Source organism: Mesoflavibacter sp. CH_XMU1422-2, from assembly GCF_037029245.1.
GTDB classification, from domain to species: domain Bacteria; phylum Bacteroidota; class Bacteroidia; order Flavobacteriales; family Flavobacteriaceae; genus Mesoflavibacter; species Mesoflavibacter zeaxanthinifaciens.
Window position 1 is genome coordinate 369,931 of sequence record NZ_JAYMEE010000062.1, and the last position, 19,590, is coordinate 389,520.

At 30.7% G+C, this 19,590-nt stretch carries 15 protein-coding genes; 5 read left to right on the top strand and 10 right to left on the bottom strand.

Going from position 1 to position 19,590, the window contains the following annotated elements:
• Positions 1–89 precede the first annotated feature (89 nt).
• Positions 90–2,267 carry an endonuclease MutS2 gene (locus tag WA340_RS11065; RefSeq protein ID WP_336129102.1) on the top strand — a complete coding sequence of 726 codons (2,178 nt, stop codon included), beginning with the start codon at positions 90–92 and terminating at the stop codon, positions 2,265–2,267.
• Positions 2,268–2,293: 26 nt separating this feature from the next.
• The gene (locus WA340_RS11070; RefSeq protein ID WP_336129103.1) at positions 2,294–2,710 is read left to right on the top strand and encodes a thiol-disulfide oxidoreductase DCC family protein; all 417 of its coding nucleotides are present in this window, start codon (positions 2,294–2,296) and stop codon (positions 2,708–2,710) included.
• 389 nt (positions 2,711–3,099) lie between these two features.
• On the opposite strand, the gene WA340_RS11075 is transcribed toward WA340_RS11070, so the two are convergent.
• From WA340_RS11075 to aroC, 3 genes are all read right to left on the bottom strand, one after another.
• On the bottom strand, positions 3,100–4,248 hold the full coding sequence (locus tag WA340_RS11075; RefSeq protein WP_336129104.1) for a sulfurtransferase: 1,149 nt from the start codon (positions 4,246–4,248) through the stop codon (positions 3,100–3,102).
• Between the two features lie 52 nt (positions 4,249–4,300).
• Positions 4,301–5,626: a dicarboxylate/amino acid:cation symporter gene (locus WA340_RS11080; protein ID WP_336129105.1), complete on the bottom strand. Its 1,326-nt coding sequence runs from the start codon at positions 5,624–5,626 to the stop codon at positions 4,301–4,303.
• A gap of 73 nt (positions 5,627–5,699) precedes the next feature.
• On the bottom strand, positions 5,700–6,758 hold the full coding sequence (aroC, locus tag WA340_RS11085; RefSeq protein WP_027879035.1) for a chorismate synthase: 1,059 nt from the start codon (positions 6,756–6,758) through the stop codon (positions 5,700–5,702).
• Between the two features lie 175 nt (positions 6,759–6,933).
• Between aroC and WA340_RS11090 the strand changes: the two genes are divergently transcribed.
• Together WA340_RS11090 and WA340_RS11095 are read left to right on the top strand one after the other, a co-directional pair.
• Positions 6,934–7,770 (top strand): UDP-2,3-diacylglucosamine diphosphatase, encoded by an 837-nt coding sequence (locus tag WA340_RS11090; RefSeq protein WP_027879036.1) that lies wholly within the window; start codon positions 6,934–6,936, stop codon positions 7,768–7,770.
• A 52-nt stretch (positions 7,771–7,822) separates the two neighbouring features.
• Positions 7,823–8,659 carry a hypothetical protein gene (locus WA340_RS11095; RefSeq protein ID WP_336129106.1) on the top strand — a complete coding sequence of 279 codons (837 nt, stop codon included), beginning with the start codon at positions 7,823–7,825 and terminating at the stop codon, positions 8,657–8,659.
• Here WA340_RS11095 and WA340_RS11100 read toward each other — a convergent pair.
• Positions 8,651–11,545 (bottom strand): FAD-binding and (Fe-S)-binding domain-containing protein, encoded by a 2,895-nt coding sequence (locus tag WA340_RS11100; RefSeq protein ID WP_336129107.1) that lies wholly within the window; start codon positions 11,543–11,545, stop codon positions 8,651–8,653. The genes WA340_RS11095 and WA340_RS11100 overlap by 9 nt on opposite strands.
• 133 nt (positions 11,546–11,678) lie before the next feature.
• Here WA340_RS11100 and WA340_RS11105 point away from each other — a divergent pair, with 133 nt between their 5' ends.
• A complete protein-coding gene (locus WA340_RS11105) occupies positions 11,679–12,167 on the top strand; it encodes a hypothetical protein (RefSeq protein WP_027879039.1) in 489 nt (162 codons plus the stop codon).
• 50 nt (positions 12,168–12,217) lie between these two features.
• Here WA340_RS11105 and bshA read toward each other — a convergent pair whose 3' ends face one another.
• From bshA to WA340_RS11135, 6 genes are all read right to left on the bottom strand, one after another.
• Entirely contained in the window at positions 12,218–13,354 is a 1,137-nt protein-coding gene (gene bshA / locus WA340_RS11110) for an N-acetyl-alpha-D-glucosaminyl L-malate synthase BshA (RefSeq protein WP_336129108.1), read from the bottom strand.
• An 89-nt stretch (positions 13,355–13,443) separates the two neighbouring features.
• Positions 13,444–16,404 (bottom strand): glycoside hydrolase family 3 N-terminal domain-containing protein, encoded by a 2,961-nt coding sequence (locus WA340_RS11115; protein WP_336129109.1) that lies wholly within the window; start codon positions 16,402–16,404, stop codon positions 13,444–13,446.
• Between the two features lie 113 nt (positions 16,405–16,517).
• On the bottom strand, positions 16,518–17,741 hold the full coding sequence (serB, locus tag WA340_RS11120) for a phosphoserine phosphatase SerB (RefSeq protein ID WP_336129110.1): 1,224 nt from the start codon (positions 17,739–17,741) through the stop codon (positions 16,518–16,520).
• Between the two features lie 11 nt (positions 17,742–17,752).
• Positions 17,753–18,235: an ABC transporter ATPase gene (locus WA340_RS11125; protein ID WP_336129111.1), complete on the bottom strand. Its 483-nt coding sequence runs from the start codon at positions 18,233–18,235 to the stop codon at positions 17,753–17,755.
• A 219-nt stretch (positions 18,236–18,454) separates the two neighbouring features.
• A complete protein-coding gene (locus WA340_RS11130) occupies positions 18,455–19,243 on the bottom strand; it encodes a (Fe-S)-binding protein (protein ID WP_106677643.1) in 789 nt (262 codons plus the stop codon).
• Positions 19,244–19,255: 12 nt separating this feature from the next.
• Positions 19,256–19,576, bottom strand: coding sequence for a hypothetical protein (locus tag WA340_RS11135; protein ID WP_336129112.1), 321 nt, complete (start codon positions 19,574–19,576; stop codon positions 19,256–19,258).
• Positions 19,577–19,590: the final 14 nt, after the last annotated feature.

Consider the following 19,590-nt stretch of genomic DNA (forward strand, 5'->3'; position numbering starts at 1 on the left):
AATAAAGACTTTTAAAATTTCAATTTACATTTCCGTAAATTTGCAAACAAAACAAAGAAAAAGAGAAATCTGCCTTGCAGAGTTTACCTATGATAAACATTCATCAAAAAACATTACAAGATTTAGAGTTTGCAACCGTTTTAAACCAAGTTAGTGAGTATTGTATCACTGCTTTGGGTAATGAAGCTGCGCTTTCTATTTCGCCATACAAAGACAAAGAGACCTTACTATTTTCGTTACAATTAACTAACGAGTATATTTCGTCTTTTTATAACGATAATCGCATACCAAATCACGGTTTCGATTCAATTACAAAAGAATTAAAACTGCTAAAAATTGAAAACACTTTTTTAGAGCCACATAGTCTAAAAAAATTAGTTTCTATATCATTAACCAGTAACGATTTAATCAAGTTTTTTAAAAAGTTTGAAACCTATTATCCAACTTTACAGCAGTTTAGCAATAAAATTGAAGTTACTACAGATATTATTGATAAAATAGACAGTGTTGTAAACCGATTTAATGAGGTTAAAGACGATGCTTCACCAACCTTATACCAACTACGCCAACAAATTAACAAGTTAAAAGGAAAGATTAACTCTAGTTTTACTAGTGCTCTAAACCATTATCATAATTTAGAATACCTAGACGACATTAGAGAATCTGTTGTCGATAATAAACGTGTATTAGCTGTAAAAGCGATGTACAGACGTAAGGTTAAAGGCGCAATTATGGGAGGAAGCAAAACAGGAAGCATTGTTTATATAGAGCCAGAAACCACCTTACAACACACTAGAGAACTTAACAATTTACAATACGAAGAAGGCGAAGAAGTTGTACGTATCTTAAAAGAAGTAACTAATTACATTAGGTTTTATTTACCGCTTTTAGAGCTTTATCAATCGTTTTTAACTAAAATAGATGTGATTTCGGCAAAAGCAAAATATGCCAAATCGATGAATGCGATTTTACCAGAAATCACAGAAAATCGTGAGCTATACTTACGTGATGCCTTTCATCCACTACTCTATTTAAACAATTTAGAAAAAAAGGAAACAACACATCCGCAAACTATCCAGCTAAAAGAAGATAGCCGAATTATAGTTATTTCTGGACCAAATGCTGGCGGAAAAAGTATCACCTTAAAAACTGTTGGTTTATTACAAGTAATGCTACAATCCGGATTGTTAATTCCGGTGCACGAACGCAGTAAAGTTTGCTTGTTCGATCGTATTGTTAGCGATATTGGAGATAATCAATCTATTGAAAATCATCTAAGTACTTACAGTTATCGTTTAAAACAGATGAATTATTTCTTGAAGAAAATAAACAAGAATACGCTGTTTTTAATAGATGAATTTGGTACAGGATCGGATCCAGAACTTGGTGGCGCGTTAGCCGAAACGTTTTTAGAAGAATTTTATGCCCGTAAAGCATTTGGAATCATCACAACGCATTATGCTAATTTAAAACTCTTAGCTAATGAAAAAGATGAAATGATTAACGCCAACATGATGTTTAACGAGCGTACATTAGAGCCAATGTACAAACTGGCTTTAGGACAAGCAGGAAGTAGTTTTACTTTTGAAGTTGCGCAAAAAAACGGAATTCCGTATAGCTTAATTAACCGCGCTAAAAAGAAGATAGAACGTAGTAAAGTACGATTTGATGCAACCATTGCTAAGCTTCAAAAAGAACGCGCAAAGCTTGAAAAAACAGGCGAAAACCTAAAGAAAAACGAAAAGAAAAAGCAATCTGAAGCTGATAAATTAGAAGAAATCAATGCTAAAATTCAGAAAAAATTAGAAAGCTATCAAGAATTGTATGATAGCAATCAGCGTTTGATTTATTTAGGTCAAAAAGTAAATGATTTAGCCGAAGGTTACTTTAACAATAAGCGTAAACGCGAATTGATGGCAGAGTTGTTTAAACTAGTTCAAATTGAAAATTCTAAACGTAAAAAACAATCTGCCAAACAAGCAAAAGCCGAAAAAGCAAAACAACAACAAATTAAACAAGAAGCAGAAAAAAAGGTGGAAGTGATTCGTAAGAAAAAGAAAGAAGCGAAGAAAAAAGAAGCCGAAAAACCTGCACCACCAAAACCAGTTTTAAAAGTTGGTGATCGCGTTCGTATGGAAGATGGTAAAGCTGTTGGAAGTATTGATAGCATTGACGACAAAGGAAAAGCTGTTGTTAACTACGGTATTTTTACGACCAATGTAAGTTTAGACCAATTAGAATTGGTAGAAGCGGTGAAAAAACAGTAAACAATTAGCAATTAATAATATTCAGTTTGAACCAGTTACCAAAACATAAACAATTAATCCTTTTTGATGGTGTTTGCAACCTGTGCAATAACTCTGTTCAATTTGTAATAAAGCATGACAAAAAGAATAAGTTTATGTTTGCGCCTTTACAAGGTAAAGCTGGACAAGAGATTATTAGTAAATACAATATTGATACAGCAAAAACAGATTCAATTTTATTATATTCTGAAGAAAAAGGACTTAAGTTGAAATCTACAGCAGCATTATATATAGCTAAAGATTTAGGGTTTCCTTACGCTCTACTTTCAGTGTTTTTAATTGTTCCTGCTTTTATTAGAAATTGGGTTTACGATTTTATTGCCAAAAACCGCTACAAATGGTACGGTAAAAAAGAAGCTTGTATGATTCCTACACCAGAGTTAAAGAGCAAATTTTTGGAGTAATATTGTTCTCGATACAATACTCCTATCGTCGCAATACTCGAACCGACGAGTTTAAGATTTATAAATCCCCGACACGTCGAGTGTTTTTTGAAGAATGAGAAAATGTATCTAAAAGCTTTAACTCACCTAAAGTATTAGTTTACTTGATAAAAACTATACTTCCCTAATTACATATTTTTTAGTTTATACTTTCAAATTAATTTAGTATTGAGAGTAGGTAATAAAAGATCTCAAAGCATTACTGTTAACTTAACCCTTACTTCTGTTAGTAAGGAACGAGTTAAGTTCTAAACAAAAGGCATGTCTAACCGTTTGTTTAGCTTAGGTTACTAATGGACAATGTATTGTTTTGAGATTTATTTTTTAGGTAAAGAGGTCTAAACATTTAATTATTTTAAAATCTTTTTTAGATAATGATAAGCTTCTTTTTCCATAATATCAAAACCACCATCTGCAAAAGCCATTAATTTTATATCAGCAAATAAATCTGCTAAATCATTACGATAATAGTCATGAGTTTTTACAGCTTCGATAATATTTTGTATGCTTTGGTAATCATTATCTTGGTTAAACTTCTCTTCTACTCTTTTGTAAATATCCTTATCAACTCTAGATAAAATATATTCTTTTTCTTTTTTGGTTTCTTCTAAATCAGAATGAGCAACAAAAATTAAAATGTATGCTAATAATTCTTCTTTAGACCATTGTTTAGGATCTTGCATGTTTGCTATTGTTAAAGTTCCGTATTCTGTCCACGAACCATCGTAAACGCTATTGTTATAACCTAATAGTGTTGCAGCTAAACTTAAAATTGAAGCAGTAATACCAGAGCCACAAGTAAACACTAAATGTTGATTATTGTTTGCTAAATTTTTAAAAGCTGAAGCTATTTGTTCTTTATGCTGAAATTTATGTTCGTTTAATATATTTTGATATGGCAAATTAACCGAGTTTGGTATATGTCCTGAGCGTAAACCTTCTCTTGGTTCTGGTACGCGACACATAAAACGATCGTTAGACCTTGCATCGATTATCTTAAAATTTGGATCTTTATTTATAGCTTCTAAAGATTCAAAATAGACAACGTTATTTGGATTGTATTTAGCTATAAAATTTCCTGAGTTATACTGTTTTTCAGTTTTAATTTCTGTTGGAAACTTCTGAGCCTTCCATTCAGGAAAACCTCCATCTAAAACAGCTACATTGTTATGTCCAAATGTTTTAAATAACCACCAAACACGAGGACTAGAATATATTCCAAATTCATCATAAACAACAATAAAATCTTCTTTATTAATTCCTAATTTTTGTGCTTCGGTTTGAAATTGAATTTCAGAAGGAATTGTGTTAGGAAATTCTGCTGAAGTATCAGTAAAAGCATTCTTTATATCAAAAAATCTAGCATTTTCTATTTGTTGTTCTTCTGATTTAAAGTTGCTTGAAACTTTTTGTATTGTTCCATTTAAAACAACAACGTTTGGATGGCTTAAATGATCTTTTAACCACTTTACAGAAACAATATTATCAAAACCATCCATAATTAGATATTAAGTTTTATCTGTTTAAATTTAGAATAATTATAATACATGATTATTTTACATCTTCATAATTGTCATCCCATTCTTTTGGATGTGGCTCATGCAATTTGTCTAACGATTTTGCAACTAACATAGATACAGTAGCATCTCCAGTTACATTTACCACTGTACGACACATATCTAAAGGCCTATCTACTGCAAATATTAAGGCTAATCCAATTGGTAATAATTCCGCAGGAAAACCAATAGACTCTAAAACAATAACTAACATTACCATACCTGCACTTGGTACAGCAGCACTACCTATAGAAGCTAATAATGCGGTTAAAATTATAACAATTTGATTGGTAAAAGTTAATCCTTCCGGCCAAATTACCTGCATAATAAAAACAGCTGCTATACCTTGGTATAAACTTGTACCGTCCATATTAACAGTAGCACCAACAGGTAATACAAATCCAGAAACTTCTTTATCTACACCAAGATGCTCTTCAACACGTTCCATAGTTACTGGTAAAGTTGCTGCACTACTAGAGGTAGAAAATGCTAATAATTGTGCTGGACTAATTTGTTTTAAAAACCATAATGGTGATTTTTTAGCATAAACACTAACTAAAATTAAGTAAAAACAAATCATTAAAAACAATCCTCCAACAACACATAATGCATATAATAAAAGTTTTAGTAAAATTTCTGTATCATCAAAAGCTATAATCACATTTGCCATTAGTGCAAATACTGCGTAAGGTGCAAATAGCATAATTAAATCGACCATTTTCATAATGACCTCGTTGAGCGAATCGAAAAAATCTACCATAGGCTTGGCTTTTTTCTCTCCAATTAACAACAAACAAATACCAACAAATAATGCAAAAAATATGACTTGTAACATTGAAGCATCTGCAAAAGATTGAAATATGTTACTAGGAAAAATATCTACTAAAGGTTGTAATGGACCAGCATCTTTAGTTGCGTTTGCTTTATTTAATTTATCAACAACACCTGCATCATTTTCATACTTCATTTTAATTTTTTCGATGGTATCTTTAGGCATACCTGTACCCGGTTTTGCAATATTTACAATACTTAAACCAATAACAATAGCTACTAAAGTTGTTGTTATGTAAATACCAATGGTACGTAAGCCCATTTTTTTAATTTTTGAAATATCTTTTAAATCGGAAACTCCTTTAATTAATGAAGCTAAGATTAAAGGAACAGCAATTAACTTTAAAAGATTAATAAAAATTTTACCGAATGGAGCAATCCAATGTGTTGTAAATAATTTTCCGCCATCAATGGTATTCATTAAAAAACCAAAAATTATCCCTAGTATCATTCCTATAATAATCTTCCAATGTAACGCTAGTTTCTTCATATAATATATTTCTTTTCCTTAGATAAATTATTTAATTAGTTAGTTTATAATTTTTTATAAGCTTATTATATTTTTAGTAAATTTTATTAATTAAAAAATAATCAGCTAAAACCAGTGCAGCCATAGCTTCTACAATGGGTACAGCACGAGGTACAACACAAGGATCGTGTCTTCCTTTACCTTGCATTTCAACTTCATTTCCTTCTTTATCAATAGTGGTTTGATCTTGCATAATTGTTGCTACAGGTTTAAAAGCAACTCTAAAATAAATATCCATACCGTTACTTATTCCTCCTTGGATACCACCAGAAAGATTTGTTTTGGTACTTCCGTCAATATTAAATTGGTCGTTATGTTCACTACCTTTCATTTTAGCGCCGCAAAATCCGCTACCATATTCAAAGCCTTTTACGGCGTTTATTGATAGCATAGCTTTACCTAACTCGGCATGTAGTTTATCAAAAACAGGCTCGCCTAATCCAATTGGCACATTTTTTAATACACAAGTTACTGTTCCTCCTATAGTATCACCTTCTTTTCTGATTTGCTTGATTTTTTCAATCATTTTATCAGCATATTCTTCATCTGGACAACGTACAATATTAGATTCTACTTTAGAAAAGTCTAAATCTTGATACGGTTTTTCAAGAAAAATATCACCAACAGAAGACGTATAAGCATGAATTTGTATAGTATTAAGCATTTGCTTAGCAATAGCACCAGCTACTACTCTACTCGCAGTTTCCCTAGCACTACTGCGTCCGCCACCACGATAATCTCTAAACCCGTATTTTTTATCGTATACAAAATCTGCATGACTTGGTCTATACGCATTTTTAATATGCGAATAGTCTTTAGATTTTTGATTGGCATTTTCTATAACAAAACCAATTGGTGTTCCGGTAGTTTTACCTTCAAAAATACCAGAAAGAAATTTGACTTCGTCTGGTTCTTTACGTTGAGTAACAATTTTTGATTGACCAGGTTTACGACGATTCATTTCGTGCTGGATAGCTTCAAAATCTAATTCAATTCCTGGTGGACAACCATCTATAATTCCGCCAATTGCAGTTCCGTGTGACTCACCAAATGTGGTAAGTTTAAATAAGTTTCCGAAGCTATTTCCTGCCATAAATATTTAATTTACGCTAATGTAATCATAAAAAATACCTAAACAAAACAGGTTTTATTTCAACTTTAAAAAATTGATAATATTAACTTAACAATATACTGATAATTAAATAATTGTAAAGACACGTTGTATTAACAAACATTATCAATATTTGTAGCGTAAAAAATCTAAAGTATTGAAATTTAAAAGAAAAGTTGAAATAGTAGTTATATCTGATGTACATCTTGGCACTTATGGTTGCCATGCTAAACAACTTCTTACCTATTTAAATAGTATAGAACCAAAACATTTAATTTTAAATGGTGATATTATAGATGTTTGGCAATTTAGTAAGCGTTACTTTCCTAAATCACATATGCAAGTGATTAAAAAAATTGTATCATTCGCTGCAAAAGGAACAAAAGTAACTTACATTACTGGAAATCATGACGAAATGCTTAGAAAGTTTACTGATACCGAAATTGGTAACATTGCAGTAGTCAATAAATTAGTTTTAGAGTTAGACGATAAAAAAGCTTGGATATTTCATGGAGATGTTTTTGATGCCTCAATCCAAAATGCTAAATGGTTAGCAAAACTTGGTGGTTACGGTTATGACCTTTTAATTTTAATAAACCGTTTTACTAATTGGATGTTAGTTAACTTAGGAAAAGAAAGATATTCTTTATCAAAACGTATTAAAAACAGCGTAAAATCTGCAGTTAAATACATTAGTAATTTTGAAAAGACAGCTACAGATTTAGCTATAGAAAACGGTTACGATTATGTTATTTGCGGACATATACACCAGCCAAAAAATGAAATCGTAGAGTCTAAAAAAGGAAAAACACACTATTTAAATTCTGGTGATTGGGTTGAGAATTTTACTGCTTTAGAATATCAGTTTAAACGCTGGAAACTATACAAATACAGCGAAGATAAACTTTCTGCTTTTTACGCTGATGAAGATCTTAAAGAAATGACAGAAGCAGAATTGATTGCAGCAATTACAGTTATGAAACCAATGAAATAATTCGGTTTTTTAAAATAGATTAAGTTTCTTTACTTTGTAAAAAACGCAACACATGAAACTTACGCAATCTATTTTACTCTTATTTTTAAGTCTATTTTTATTTAATTGTTCTGATGATAGTGATGATTCAGAAATAAATAATCAAATTCAATTTTCTGGTGAGTTTTTACCACTATCCATTGATAACCAATGGGATTATGATGTAAAAAATACAAATAACAATACAAACGAAACTACAAATAGTCAAGACGTTTTAAAGGTTGAAAGTGAAAATGCCTCAGGATTTTCTTTATCAGTTAATGATAATGGCGTCGCTAATGGAACTATGAGTGGCATTTTAACCACTGGAGATTTATCTTTAACAGAAACCACTTTAGTTTCTAACGGAACAATAGGCTTACCTATTGACGGATTTGATTTTAATATTGTTTTAGATAATGCGTTATTATACAATACTGAAGCACCAAATGGCGAACTATTATATACACAGTCAGGTACTTTTACTCAAGATTTTCAAGGTTACCCAATAACTATTAATTATTCTTTGTTTAGCACACAGATAGAAAACCTAGAAAACATGGAAGGTTTAGGTGTAAATTATGATACTGTAACATCTGCTAATATTTCACTTGAATTATCTGTATCTACAGAAGTATCTGTATTTGGTTTAACACAAACAATAAGTCTTTTAGATACTCAAAATGTATTATCTGTAGATGCGTTTTATGCAAAAGATATAGGATTGATAACCTCTAATGCTAATATTGGTTATTCTTTAAACGAAAATACAGTAACCATTTTACAGCAACTAGGTGTAGATTTAAGCATGCTACCAACAAACACGTCAATATTAAACACACAAGAATTGACAAGTTACACTTTACAATAAAGCTTCTTTTAATATAGTTACTGGATGATATGCAGTTTTTTGTGTTCCATCTTTTATTTGATGCCTACAACTAGTACCATTTGCACTAATTACAGTAGTTTTATTAGCTTTTCTTATTGCTGGAAATAAAGTTTGCTCGCCTATTTGCATACTTATATCAAAATGTTCTTTTTCGTACCCAAAACTTCCTGCCATACCACAACAACCACTTGGTATGATTGTAACTTTATAATTTTTAGGAAGGTTTAAAACGTTAAAACTATGTATTTGGCTAGATAATGCTTTTTGATGGCAATGTCCATGAAATTTTATTGTTTTTTCTTCAAGAGTAAATTGATCTGAAGTGATGTTTCCTATAGCGATTTCATTACTAATAAATTCTTCAACTAAAAAGGTATGTTTAGCTATACGTTCTGCAGAAGTTTTATCATCTACTAACTTAGGATATTCATCTTTAAACGTTAGAATAGCTGAAGGTTCTATGCCTATTAAAGGTGTGTTTTCTGTAATTAAGTTTTTAAAACACTCAATGTTTTTATCGGCAACTTTTTTTGCTTGATCTAATAACCCTTTGGATAAAAACGAACGACCGGATTCAGCATGATTGATAATTTCTACTTGATAATTCAATGCTGTTAACAATGTTATTGCATCTTGACCTATTTGGCTTTCTAATTGGTTAGTAAACTCATCATTAAATAAATATACTTTTTTTATTGAATTATTTTTAACTAATTGATTTTTAATGTTTTGATGATATTTATCTAAACTAACACTTGACAATAAAGGTAGGTTTCTTTTAGACGCAATTCCAAAACTTTTTTTAATTAATGAAGACGACATTTTATTAGAAAATATAAAATTAGTAACACCTTTAAAACTTCTTCCAAACACATTTAATTGATTGTTGTAAGCAAACAATTTGGTGCGCCAACTAATTCCATTCTCTTTTTGATATTGATATAAAAACTCGGCTTTTAAACTAGCAACATCAACACTACTTGGGCATTCGCTAGCACAAGCTTTACAGCTTAGACACAAATCAAAAACATCTTTTAATTCTTTATGATTGAATTTGTTTTCTTTATCCGAAGTCGTTAAAAACTCGCGTAAAGCATTAGCACGTGCTCTTGTGGTATCCTTTTCGTTTTTTGTTGCTCTATAACTTGGACACATTGTACCGCCAAATTCTGGCAGTTTCCTACAATCTCCTGATCCGTTACATTTTTCAGCTTCTCGTAAAATGCCTAAAGATTTAGAAAAATCAAGTTTAGTTTCAAAATTAGGTTCTACTCTATCGGGTTGATAGCGTAAGTTTTTATCCATTGGTAATGCATCTACAATTTTACCAGGATTAAAAATACTATCAGGATCAAAAGTGTACTTTATTTGCTTTAGTGTTTGGTAATTTTTACTACCTATCATTAACTCGATAAACTCTGCACGTACAATACCATCACCATGTTCGCCACTAAAAGACCCATTATACTTTTTTACTAATTTGGCAACATCGGTTGTAATTTGCCTAAATAATTTAACATCTTCAGATTGCTTTAAATCTAAAATTGGACGTAAATGAAGCTCGCCAGCACCAGCATGCGCATAATACACTGCATTCTGGTTATAATGCTTCATCAAAGCAGTAAAATCATTAATGTAATTGGCTAAATCATCAATAGTTACAGCTGTATCTTCAATACATGCAACTGCTTTTTTATCTCCAACAATATTACCCAACAAACCTAATCCAGCACTTCTTAAGTTATTAGCTTTATCAATATCGTCTTCTATTAAAATAGGATTAGCGTAGCTTAAATTATGTGTTTCAATATCAATAATTAAAGCATTTGCTTTGTTTTTAGCATTGATTAATGTGTTTGCTCTAACTTCACACATTAAAATCGCCATAGGATCACCTGTTATAAAATATCTGTTTTCTTGCTGGGTTTTATTGGCTTTTGTACAATCTAATATGGTTTTATCCATCATTTCGCAATTAAACAAATCGTGTTGCATTGCTGGTTTTACTGCATTTAAACAATCTTCAATAGTTTTAAAATGCATTGCAACCATGACGCGATGTTTTGGCGGTAAAGCGTCTAATTGCAAGGTGATTTCGGTGGTAAAAGCTAATGTACCTTCGCTTCCTGATAATAATTTAGCAACGTTAATGTGTTCTTTTTCTATTAATTCGTCAATTGCGTAACCTGTGTTTCTTCTATGAATTTCAGGTTTTGGAAAGTTGTTTTTTATTTCGTTTACTGTTTCATCTGAAGAAATAATTTCATCTAAAACCTTATAAATATTGGCTTCTAAGTTGTTATTAGTTTTTAATTGCTGAATTTCAGTTTTAGTTTTTGAATTAAAAACAGCTTCACTTCCATCACTTAAAATGGTTTTTAATTGAATGACCTTATCTCTTGTCACTCCATATTTAATAGACGTTGTTCCAGACGAGTTGTTACCAACCATTCCGCCAATCATACAGCGATTAGACGTAGATGTATTTGGACCAAAAAATAATCCAAAGGGTTTTAAATAGTTATTTAATTGATCACGAACAACACCAGGTTGTACTGTTACTGTTTTATTATTTTTATCTAAACTTATTATTTTATTGAAATGCTTTGAAACATCAACTACAATTCCGCTACCAACACATTGACCAGCAAGTGATGTACCTGCAGTACGCGGTATTAATGATGTTTTGTTGTTTTTAGCAAAATCAATAAGTTTAATTATGTCATTTACTGTTTTTGGATAAGCAACCGCAAGTGGTAAAATCCTATAAACTGAAGCATCTGTAGCGTATAAAGTTTTTAATAGTTGGTCAAAATGAAGAGTTCCTTCTAAGTTTTTTGAAAGTGCTTGAAGCTTAGCGTTCATAAGAGTTAGGATGTTTTTGCTGAAAATCAAATTTAAGACATGTTAACTAATATTAACAACGATTTATGAACGAATTTTAACATTTGAAACGTTTTATAATTAATTTTACGTAAAACCAAAACAATTAAAATTTATGAAAAATCTTATTATTACAACTGTTGCATTACTAGGTTTTGCAACTTTTACGTTTGCTCAAGACATTTCTCCAAACGCAATTGGATTACGTTTAGGAGATAGTGATGGTTTTGGGGCAGAAATATCTTATCAAAGAGCTTTAGGAGATAACAATCGTTTAGAAGCTGACTTAGGTTTAAGAAGCGGGAATAACTACGATGGATTTAAATTAGCCGCTTTATACCAATGGGTTTGGAATATTGATGGTGGATTTAACTGGTACGCTGGTGCTGGTGGAGGATTAGGTTCTTATAGTTTTGACAATGATATACCTGGTCTTGATGATGATAGCGAAACATTTTTATTTGTAGCTGGAGATATTGGTATTGAATATAATTTTGATATTCCGTTACAATTATCTTTAGATGCTAGACCTGAATTAGGATTTGGAGATTATAGAGATGATTTAGATTTTGACATCGCTTTAGGAATTAGATATAGATTCTAAACCAATTAAAATACAAATAAAAAGCCATCTAGATTAGATGGCTTTTTTTATTAATATACTTTACATTTATTAAGGGTTTCTTGATAAATAGCTTCGTATTTTGGAACTATTTGATGTATATCAAAAGTTTTGGCTTGTGACTTAGCATTTTTCTTAAATGCTTTAAATCTACTTTCATCTTTTAATATATAAATCGCATTTTTGCTCATATCTTCAACATCTCCTACTTCACTTAAAAATCCAGAAAAACCTTCTTTATTAACTTCTGGTATTCCACCTGTATTACTTGAAATTACAGGAACACCTGACGCCATAGCTTCTAAAGCAGAAAGCCCAAAGCTTTCGGTTTTACTTGGCAATAAAAACAAATCTGAAAAACATAGTATGCGATCAATCTCGTTACTATTCCCAAAGAAAATTACTTTATCTGCAATACCTAATTCTTCACATAAACGTTCTGCAGGTTCGCGTTCTGGACCTTCGCCTACCATCATTAATTTAGCAGGTATTTCTTTTTGAATGTTATAAAACACTTTAATTACATCTGGTATACGTTTAACTTCACGCATATTACTAATGTGAGTTATAATTTTTTCATCTTCTGCTGCCATCATGGCACGTTGACAATCTGTAAAATCATGATTAAACCTAGAAATATCTATAAAGTTAGCAACCACATTTATTTCCTTTTTTATATTAAATAAACGCAGCGTATCTTCTTTTAAACTTTGTGAAACTGTTGTAACAGCATCAGATTTGTTAATGCTAAATGTTACTGCTGGTTTGTAAAATGGATGATTACCTACAAGTGTAATATCTGTACCGTGTAAAGTTGTTACTATTGGTACATAAATACCTTCTTCTAACAACATTTTTTGCGCCATATATGCAGCATAGGCATGAGGAATTGCGTAATGCACATGCAAAACTTCAATCTTATGAAGCTTTACCATATCTACCAATTTACTTGATAAAGCTAACTCGTATGGTTGATAATGAAATAATGGATATTCTGGAACATTTACTTCGTGAAAATGCACATTATTACCTAATAACTCTAATCGCACTGGTTGATTATAGGTTATAAAATGAATTTGGTGTCCACGCTTGGATAATTCTAAACCTAATTCTGTTGCAACTACACCACTACCGCCAAAGGTTGGATAGCATACTATGGCTATTCTCATTTATTTGATTGGTTTTAATTGAAAGATTTAACTTTCAAATATTTATAAGTTGGTCAATAATTTTAATTAAAACTTACAAAAGATAAGAGTTATTCTATAATTGCTTCATATATAACTTCTTGAATATTTGTTCTTATGTTTTCTCTAAGTAACATATTTTTTCCCATAGATGTTGGATATGTTCTATTTGCCATAAAAACATATACAATTTCTGTTTCTGGATCTGCCCATGCATAAGTACCTGTAAAGCCAGAATGTCCAAAACTAGTCATACTAACACAACCGCAAGTTGGTCCTACATTTCCTAATTGTGGTTTGTCAAAACCAATACCACGACGGTTATCACTTTCGCAGAAATAACATGTATTAAATTTATCTAATGTTTCACTTTTAAAATAGCGTTTTCCTCCATAAAACCCTTTTTGTAAAAACAACTGCATGATTTTGGCAATATCATTAGCATTACTAAAAATACCAGCATGTCCACCAACACCACCTTGCATTGCTGCGCCCATATCGTGTACATATCCTTGTACAGTTTGGAAACGGTAATAATCATCATTTTCTGATGGAACTATATGTTTGTTACTAAATTTTTCTGATGGATTATACGTTGTATAATTAGCGCCTAAAGACTTATAAAAATGATCCTGAACAAGTTGATCTAAAGGTTTATCGTAGTGTTTTTCTATATATTGTTTTAAAATATAATACGGTAAATCACTGTATCTGTATCTTAATCTTGATAATAGATCTGTGTCTTTAATAATACCATTTATAGAGTCTTTATAATCGTCTCGCATATATAAGTCAGGCATAACCTTAACTGTAAATCCCTTTGTTTTTTCTTTTCTATAATATTTTAAAGACGGTTTTTTTGTAAGTGTATCTAATGTTTTATAATAAAAAGGAATCCATGGTTTTAACTGCGCATAGTGAGATAACATGCGTTTTAAAGTCACATCTTTTTTATTAGAATTTTTGTATTCTGGTATGATATCGGAAAGTTTTGTATCTAAGCTTACAACTCCTTGCTCCTCTAATTCCATTAATAATGGTAATGTAGCTACAATTTTAGTAAGAGAAGCTACATCATAAATATCATTAAACTTTACTTGTTCATCACCTTCATATGTATGTTTACCAAAGTTTTTATTATAAATTACTTTACCGTGTCTAGCTACAATTAACTGAATGCCTGGTGTCATTTTATTAGTTATCGCATAATTGGCTATAGAATCTACTTTTTTTAATATCGTACTAGACATGCCTACTCTCTCTGGTGTAGAATATCCTAATCGTTCTAAACCATTTGTTTGGACTCCATCTCCAACGGAAAAATAAGGACCTGCAGAAACAGACAAGCAACCTCTTGCAGGAACAGCACCAAAAATTAACTGAGCTGATTTTTGTTGTGCAATATCACTATTTTGATAGCTAACTATAATACTTTCAAAATTAGAAATTGTTTTTAAATCCATTAACGCATATGGTTTTGCAAAAACATTTAAAACAACATTATTGTTTCTTGCTATTTCATATAACCACGTTAATTCTTTATCAGAAAATTTGTATGACTTCCAAGGGTTATCATTTGACTTATGAAAACCAACAATTACAGTATTATAATTTTGAAGTTTAGTAATTAAATTATCTAAATTATCATCCGAAATTATATGAACATCTGTATATTTTTTTAACTCATTATAAAAAACATCACCAGAATCATCACCTAGTTTTACATAGGCTATTTTCTTAGTTTCTAAGTGTCTAAATGGTAACTGTTTTGTTGAGTCTTTAGCAATAGTAATGGCATTTTCCATTAATTTCTCATACAAAACATCATCTTTAATTCGGTTTAAATCTTTAACTAAATTTTTAGTAGAAATTGGTTTATAGTTATTTAATCCAACTTTGTATTTAGCCATTAATATTTTTTTAACCGAATGTGCTAAACGTTTTTCAGAAATTTTACCAGTTTGATATGCTACAGCAATTTTATTAATACCAGCAGCAACATTTTCTGACATTAGCATTACATCATTACCTGCTAAAAAAGCAGCTAAATCAACTTCTCCTGCTGTGTCAAGTCTATTTATTTTATTTCCGTCGATTGAAGGACTTACATATTCTGAAACACCTTTCATAGTTAAGGCATCTGTAAAAATTAATCCTTTAAACTTTAAACGTTCTTTTAAAATATCCTTGATAATTATATTAGATATTGAAGAAGGTAAACCTTCTTGACCTGTTAAGCTTGGTACATTTAAGTGTCCTACCATTACACTAGACAAACCTTCTTTAATCAGTTTTTTATATGGATAAAGCTCTATAGAATCAATTCTTTTTGCTGAAAAATCTATTGTTGGTAAGGTTTTATGTGAATCTGAAGACGTGTCGCCATGACCAGGAAAATGTTTTGCATTAGCTAAAACGCCTGCGCTTTGCATACCTTTCATAAAAGCTAAAGCTTTTTCTGTAACATTATCTCTATCTTCTCCAAAAGATCGATTACCTATAATTGGGTTGTTAGCATTGGTATTAATATCTACAACAGGAGCAAAATTAAAATGAACACCTAAACGTTTGCAATGCTCGCCTAATTGTCTTCCTGTTTGTTCAATTAATTCGTTATTTTTTACAGCGCCAAGTGTCATATTCCAAGGAAAAGAATAGGTTGAATCTAATCGCATACTTAATCCCCATTCTGCATCCATACCAATTAATAATGGTGTAGCTGAAGCAGCTTGCAACTGATTATTTAATTGAGCCTGTCTAACTGGTCCACCTTTACTATAGATAATTCCGCCAATTTTATTGTCTTCAATAAGCTTTAATATATCATCTTTTGATGGGCCATCTCCGTTAGAAAACACTTGAACCATGTATAATTGTCCAATTTTCTCGTTTAATGATAAACTATTATACACACTATCTACCCATTTTTTTTGGGCTTCTTTGTCTTTAGTTAATAAAGGGTTATCACTATTTTGAGAAATAGAGAAAATTGAGAATAAACAAAATATAGCTAAGAAAAATAATTTATGCATAAAAATGAGTTGTCTGTTTTTATATATTCAACTAAAAACTATGCCAAATTAGTATATTTTGCAGGATAAATAAAGGACTTTAAGATTGTTTTATAAAAGCGTTATAAACAAAATTAATCTACTAGATCTATATGTCTATCATGATACCCTAACAAATAGAGCACACCATCTAGACCTACGCTTGAAATAGAGCTCTGCGCATTGTTTTTAACTTTAGGTTTTGCATGAAAAGCAATACCTAAACCTGCTAAATTTAGCATTGGTAAATCATTAGCACCATCTCCAACTGCAATGGTTTGATTTATATGAATACCTTCTTTTTTTACTATTTCTTTAAGGTATTCTGCTTTTTTGTTACCATCGACAATTTCTCCAAGATATCCTCCTGTTAAGACACCGTTTTTAATTTCTAATTGGTTGGCATACACATAATCAATACCTAATTTTTTTTGTAAATAGTAACCAAAATAAGTGAATCCACCAGATAAAATTGCTGTCTTAAATCCGTAAGTTTTTAAAGTATCTATTAATCGTTTTGCACCTTTAGTTATGGGTAAATTTTCAGCTACATTTTTTAAAACATCTTCACTTAAACCTTCTAACAATTTCATGCGCCGCTTAAAACTTTGGTTAAAATCTATTTCGCCTTGCATTGCAGATTCTGTTATAGCCTTTACTTCTGCTCCGACGCCTGCAAGTTCTGCTAACTCATCTATAACTTCAGTTTGAATTAACGTAGAATCCATATCAAAACATACTAAGCGTCTGTTACGTCGATAAATATTATCTTCTTGAAAAGCAATATCTACATCTAAATCGTGAGATATCTGCATGAATTTTTCTGTAAACTCAGCTTTATTATCAATTTTTCCTCTAATAGAAAGTTGAATTGATGCACGTGGATAATCGTCTTCTTTAACTAAAGATGTACGACCTGTTAATCGTTTTATCGCATCAATATTCAGATTTTTATCTGAAATGACTTGAGTAACTTTAGATATTTGTTCTGCTGTTAATTGTTCTCCTAAAATAGTTACAATATATCTGTCTTTACCTTGTAGAGTTACCCAATTTTCATAATTTTCTAAAGAAATAGGCGTAAATTTTGCTTTTACACCCAACTCGTAAGCTTTAAAAAGTAAATCTTTTAATACTGCTGAAGACTTATTTCCTGTTTCTATTTCAAAAAGAAAACCTAAAGATAACGTGTCATGTATATTTGCTTGTCCTATATCTAAAATTTTGGCTCCATAATGAGACAAAACGTTAGTTAAACTAGAGGTTAAACCTGGTTTATCTTGTCCTGAAATGTTTAGCAGAAAAATGTCTTTGGTCATGTTGTTTGTTTTTAAAAAAACCTGCTATGCCAGCTTTGTTCTGCAGGAACTTCCCAATTTTCGTTAAGTTCTCCAATATTTGTTACCAAATTATTAAAAACTATGGTATTTTTTGATACTGCTTTATCTTTTACCATTTTTTTAAAATCAAGTAATGTTTTATGGGCAACAAATTGACCTTGTTTGTAGGATACATTCATTTTATCCATTAAATCTACATTGTAGTCTTGTTCTAATTGTTGAATAAATCTAACAGAAGCATCTATACTACAACCTGTTGCAGATTGTGATGTTTGGTCTACTGCCAATATGATAAAACGTTTATATCTAATATCATAACCAGCATTAAGATCTGAACCGTGAGCTGTCCAATTGGTAATAAATGTATCTAATTTTTGTTTGATTTCTGTAAGCTCTTCTTCAGAAAAACTTCTATTGGCTTGGTATATCCAAACTCTTGAATGTTCTGGTAGCGTATTAAATTCTACTAACATTAATCTAAATTTTTGTTTTTGTTGTTAGGTTTACGTTTTGCCATAAAAATGCCAAAAATCCAAAATAAGAAAAAGCTAATCGTAGTATATAAGCTATTGAACGGCATATCTCTTAAATAGTTAATAAATGTAACTATTAATGTCCCTATAATAGCCATTATAAAACCAGTTATAACTCTTTGTTTTAACGGTGGTTTTTGTTGATTTTCCAAAGCTTATTTATTCTTGTGTGTTAGCTATTAGTTCTGCAATATCCATAACATCTATTTCTGCTTCTTTTTCTTTGGCTTTAACACCATCTGTCATCATTGTATTACAGAATGGGCATGCAGTAATAATTACTTTTGGATCAGTCTCTAAAGCGTCTTCTGTTCTTAAAACGTTAATGTCTTTATCTCCCTTTTCTGGTTCTTTAAACATTTGTGCACCACCAGCACCACAACATAAAGAGTGACGTTGGTTACGTTTCATTTCTTTAAAATCTACACCTAATGTTTGAATTAAATCTCTAGGAGCTTCAAATACTTCGTTAGCACGACCAAGGTAGCACGGATCATGAAAAGTAACTTTTTTTCCTTTAAATTCTGATTCTTTAACTTTTAGTTTTCCTTGAGAAATTAATTGTGACAAAAATTCGGTATGATGAAACACCTCATAATTACCACCTAATCCAGGATATTCATTTTTTATGGTATTATAGTCATGAGGATCTGTTGTTATAATTTTTTTCACCTCATACATATTCATTACCTCAATGTTAGTTACAGCTTGCATCTGAAATAAAAACTCGTTACCAGCTCTTTTTGCAGCATCGCCAGAGTCTGACTCTTCTGTTCCTAAAACAGCAAAATCTACATTAGCTTTATTTAATAATTTTACAAATGCTTTGGTTATTTTTTTTGCTCTATCATCAAAAGCACCTGCAGAACCTACCCAAAATAAATATTCTGGTTTTTTACCTTCTGCCATCATTTGTTCCATTGTTGGCACATTTAATTGCTCGCTCATACTATTAGGAGTTTATTTGTTTAAAGCTTTAAAGTCTTCTTTTGAAAGCCTTATGTATATTGATAATATTTTTATTCCGTTTTCTTTACGGTTTTTAGAATCGTTTTGTTCAAGTTCTGATAATTTAATCGCTTGTAATCCTAATTGTTTTTTTTGTTCTTCGGTACAATAATCACAAAGTACTTTTTTCAATTTTATATCTTCTACTTTACTTTTATGGTACTTTATTGCTGTGATTATTTTAAATTGTAATGAGTCTTTTGTATAATCTTGCGCTTTGGTTTGGTTTAAACCAAAGATGAATATGATTAATATTAGAACTCTGTATTTCAATTTTTAAAAATTTT

Coding starts and splice junctions, on each gene's coding strand:
- WA340_RS11065 (WP_336129102.1), top strand. CDS start 90: ATGATAAACATTCATCAAAAAACATTACAAGATTTAGAGTTTGCAACC.
- WA340_RS11075 (WP_336129104.1), bottom strand. CDS start 4,248: ATGGATGGTTTTGATAATATTGTTTCTGTAAAGTGGTTAAAAGATCAT.
- WA340_RS11080 (WP_336129105.1), bottom strand. CDS start 5,626: ATGAAGAAACTAGCGTTACATTGGAAGATTATTATAGGAATGATACTA.
- aroC (WP_027879035.1), bottom strand. CDS start 6,758: ATGGCAGGAAATAGCTTCGGAAACTTATTTAAACTTACCACATTTGGT.
- WA340_RS11095 (WP_336129106.1), top strand. CDS start 7,823: ATGAAACTTACGCAATCTATTTTACTCTTATTTTTAAGTCTATTTTTA.
- WA340_RS11100 (WP_336129107.1), bottom strand. CDS start 11,545: ATGAACGCTAAGCTTCAAGCACTTTCAAAAAACTTAGAAGGAACTCTT.
- WA340_RS11105 (WP_027879039.1), top strand. CDS start 11,679: ATGAAAAATCTTATTATTACAACTGTTGCATTACTAGGTTTTGCAACT.
- bshA (WP_336129108.1), bottom strand. CDS start 13,354: ATGAGAATAGCCATAGTATGCTATCCAACCTTTGGCGGTAGTGGTGTA.
- WA340_RS11115 (WP_336129109.1), bottom strand. CDS start 16,404: ATGCATAAATTATTTTTCTTAGCTATATTTTGTTTATTCTCAATTTTC.
- serB (WP_336129110.1), bottom strand. CDS start 17,741: ATGACCAAAGACATTTTTCTGCTAAACATTTCAGGACAAGATAAACCA.
- WA340_RS11125 (WP_336129111.1), bottom strand. CDS start 18,235: ATGTTAGTAGAATTTAATACGCTACCAGAACATTCAAGAGTTTGGATA.
- WA340_RS11130 (WP_106677643.1), bottom strand. CDS start 19,243: ATGAGCGAGCAATTAAATGTGCCAACAATGGAACAAATGATGGCAGAA.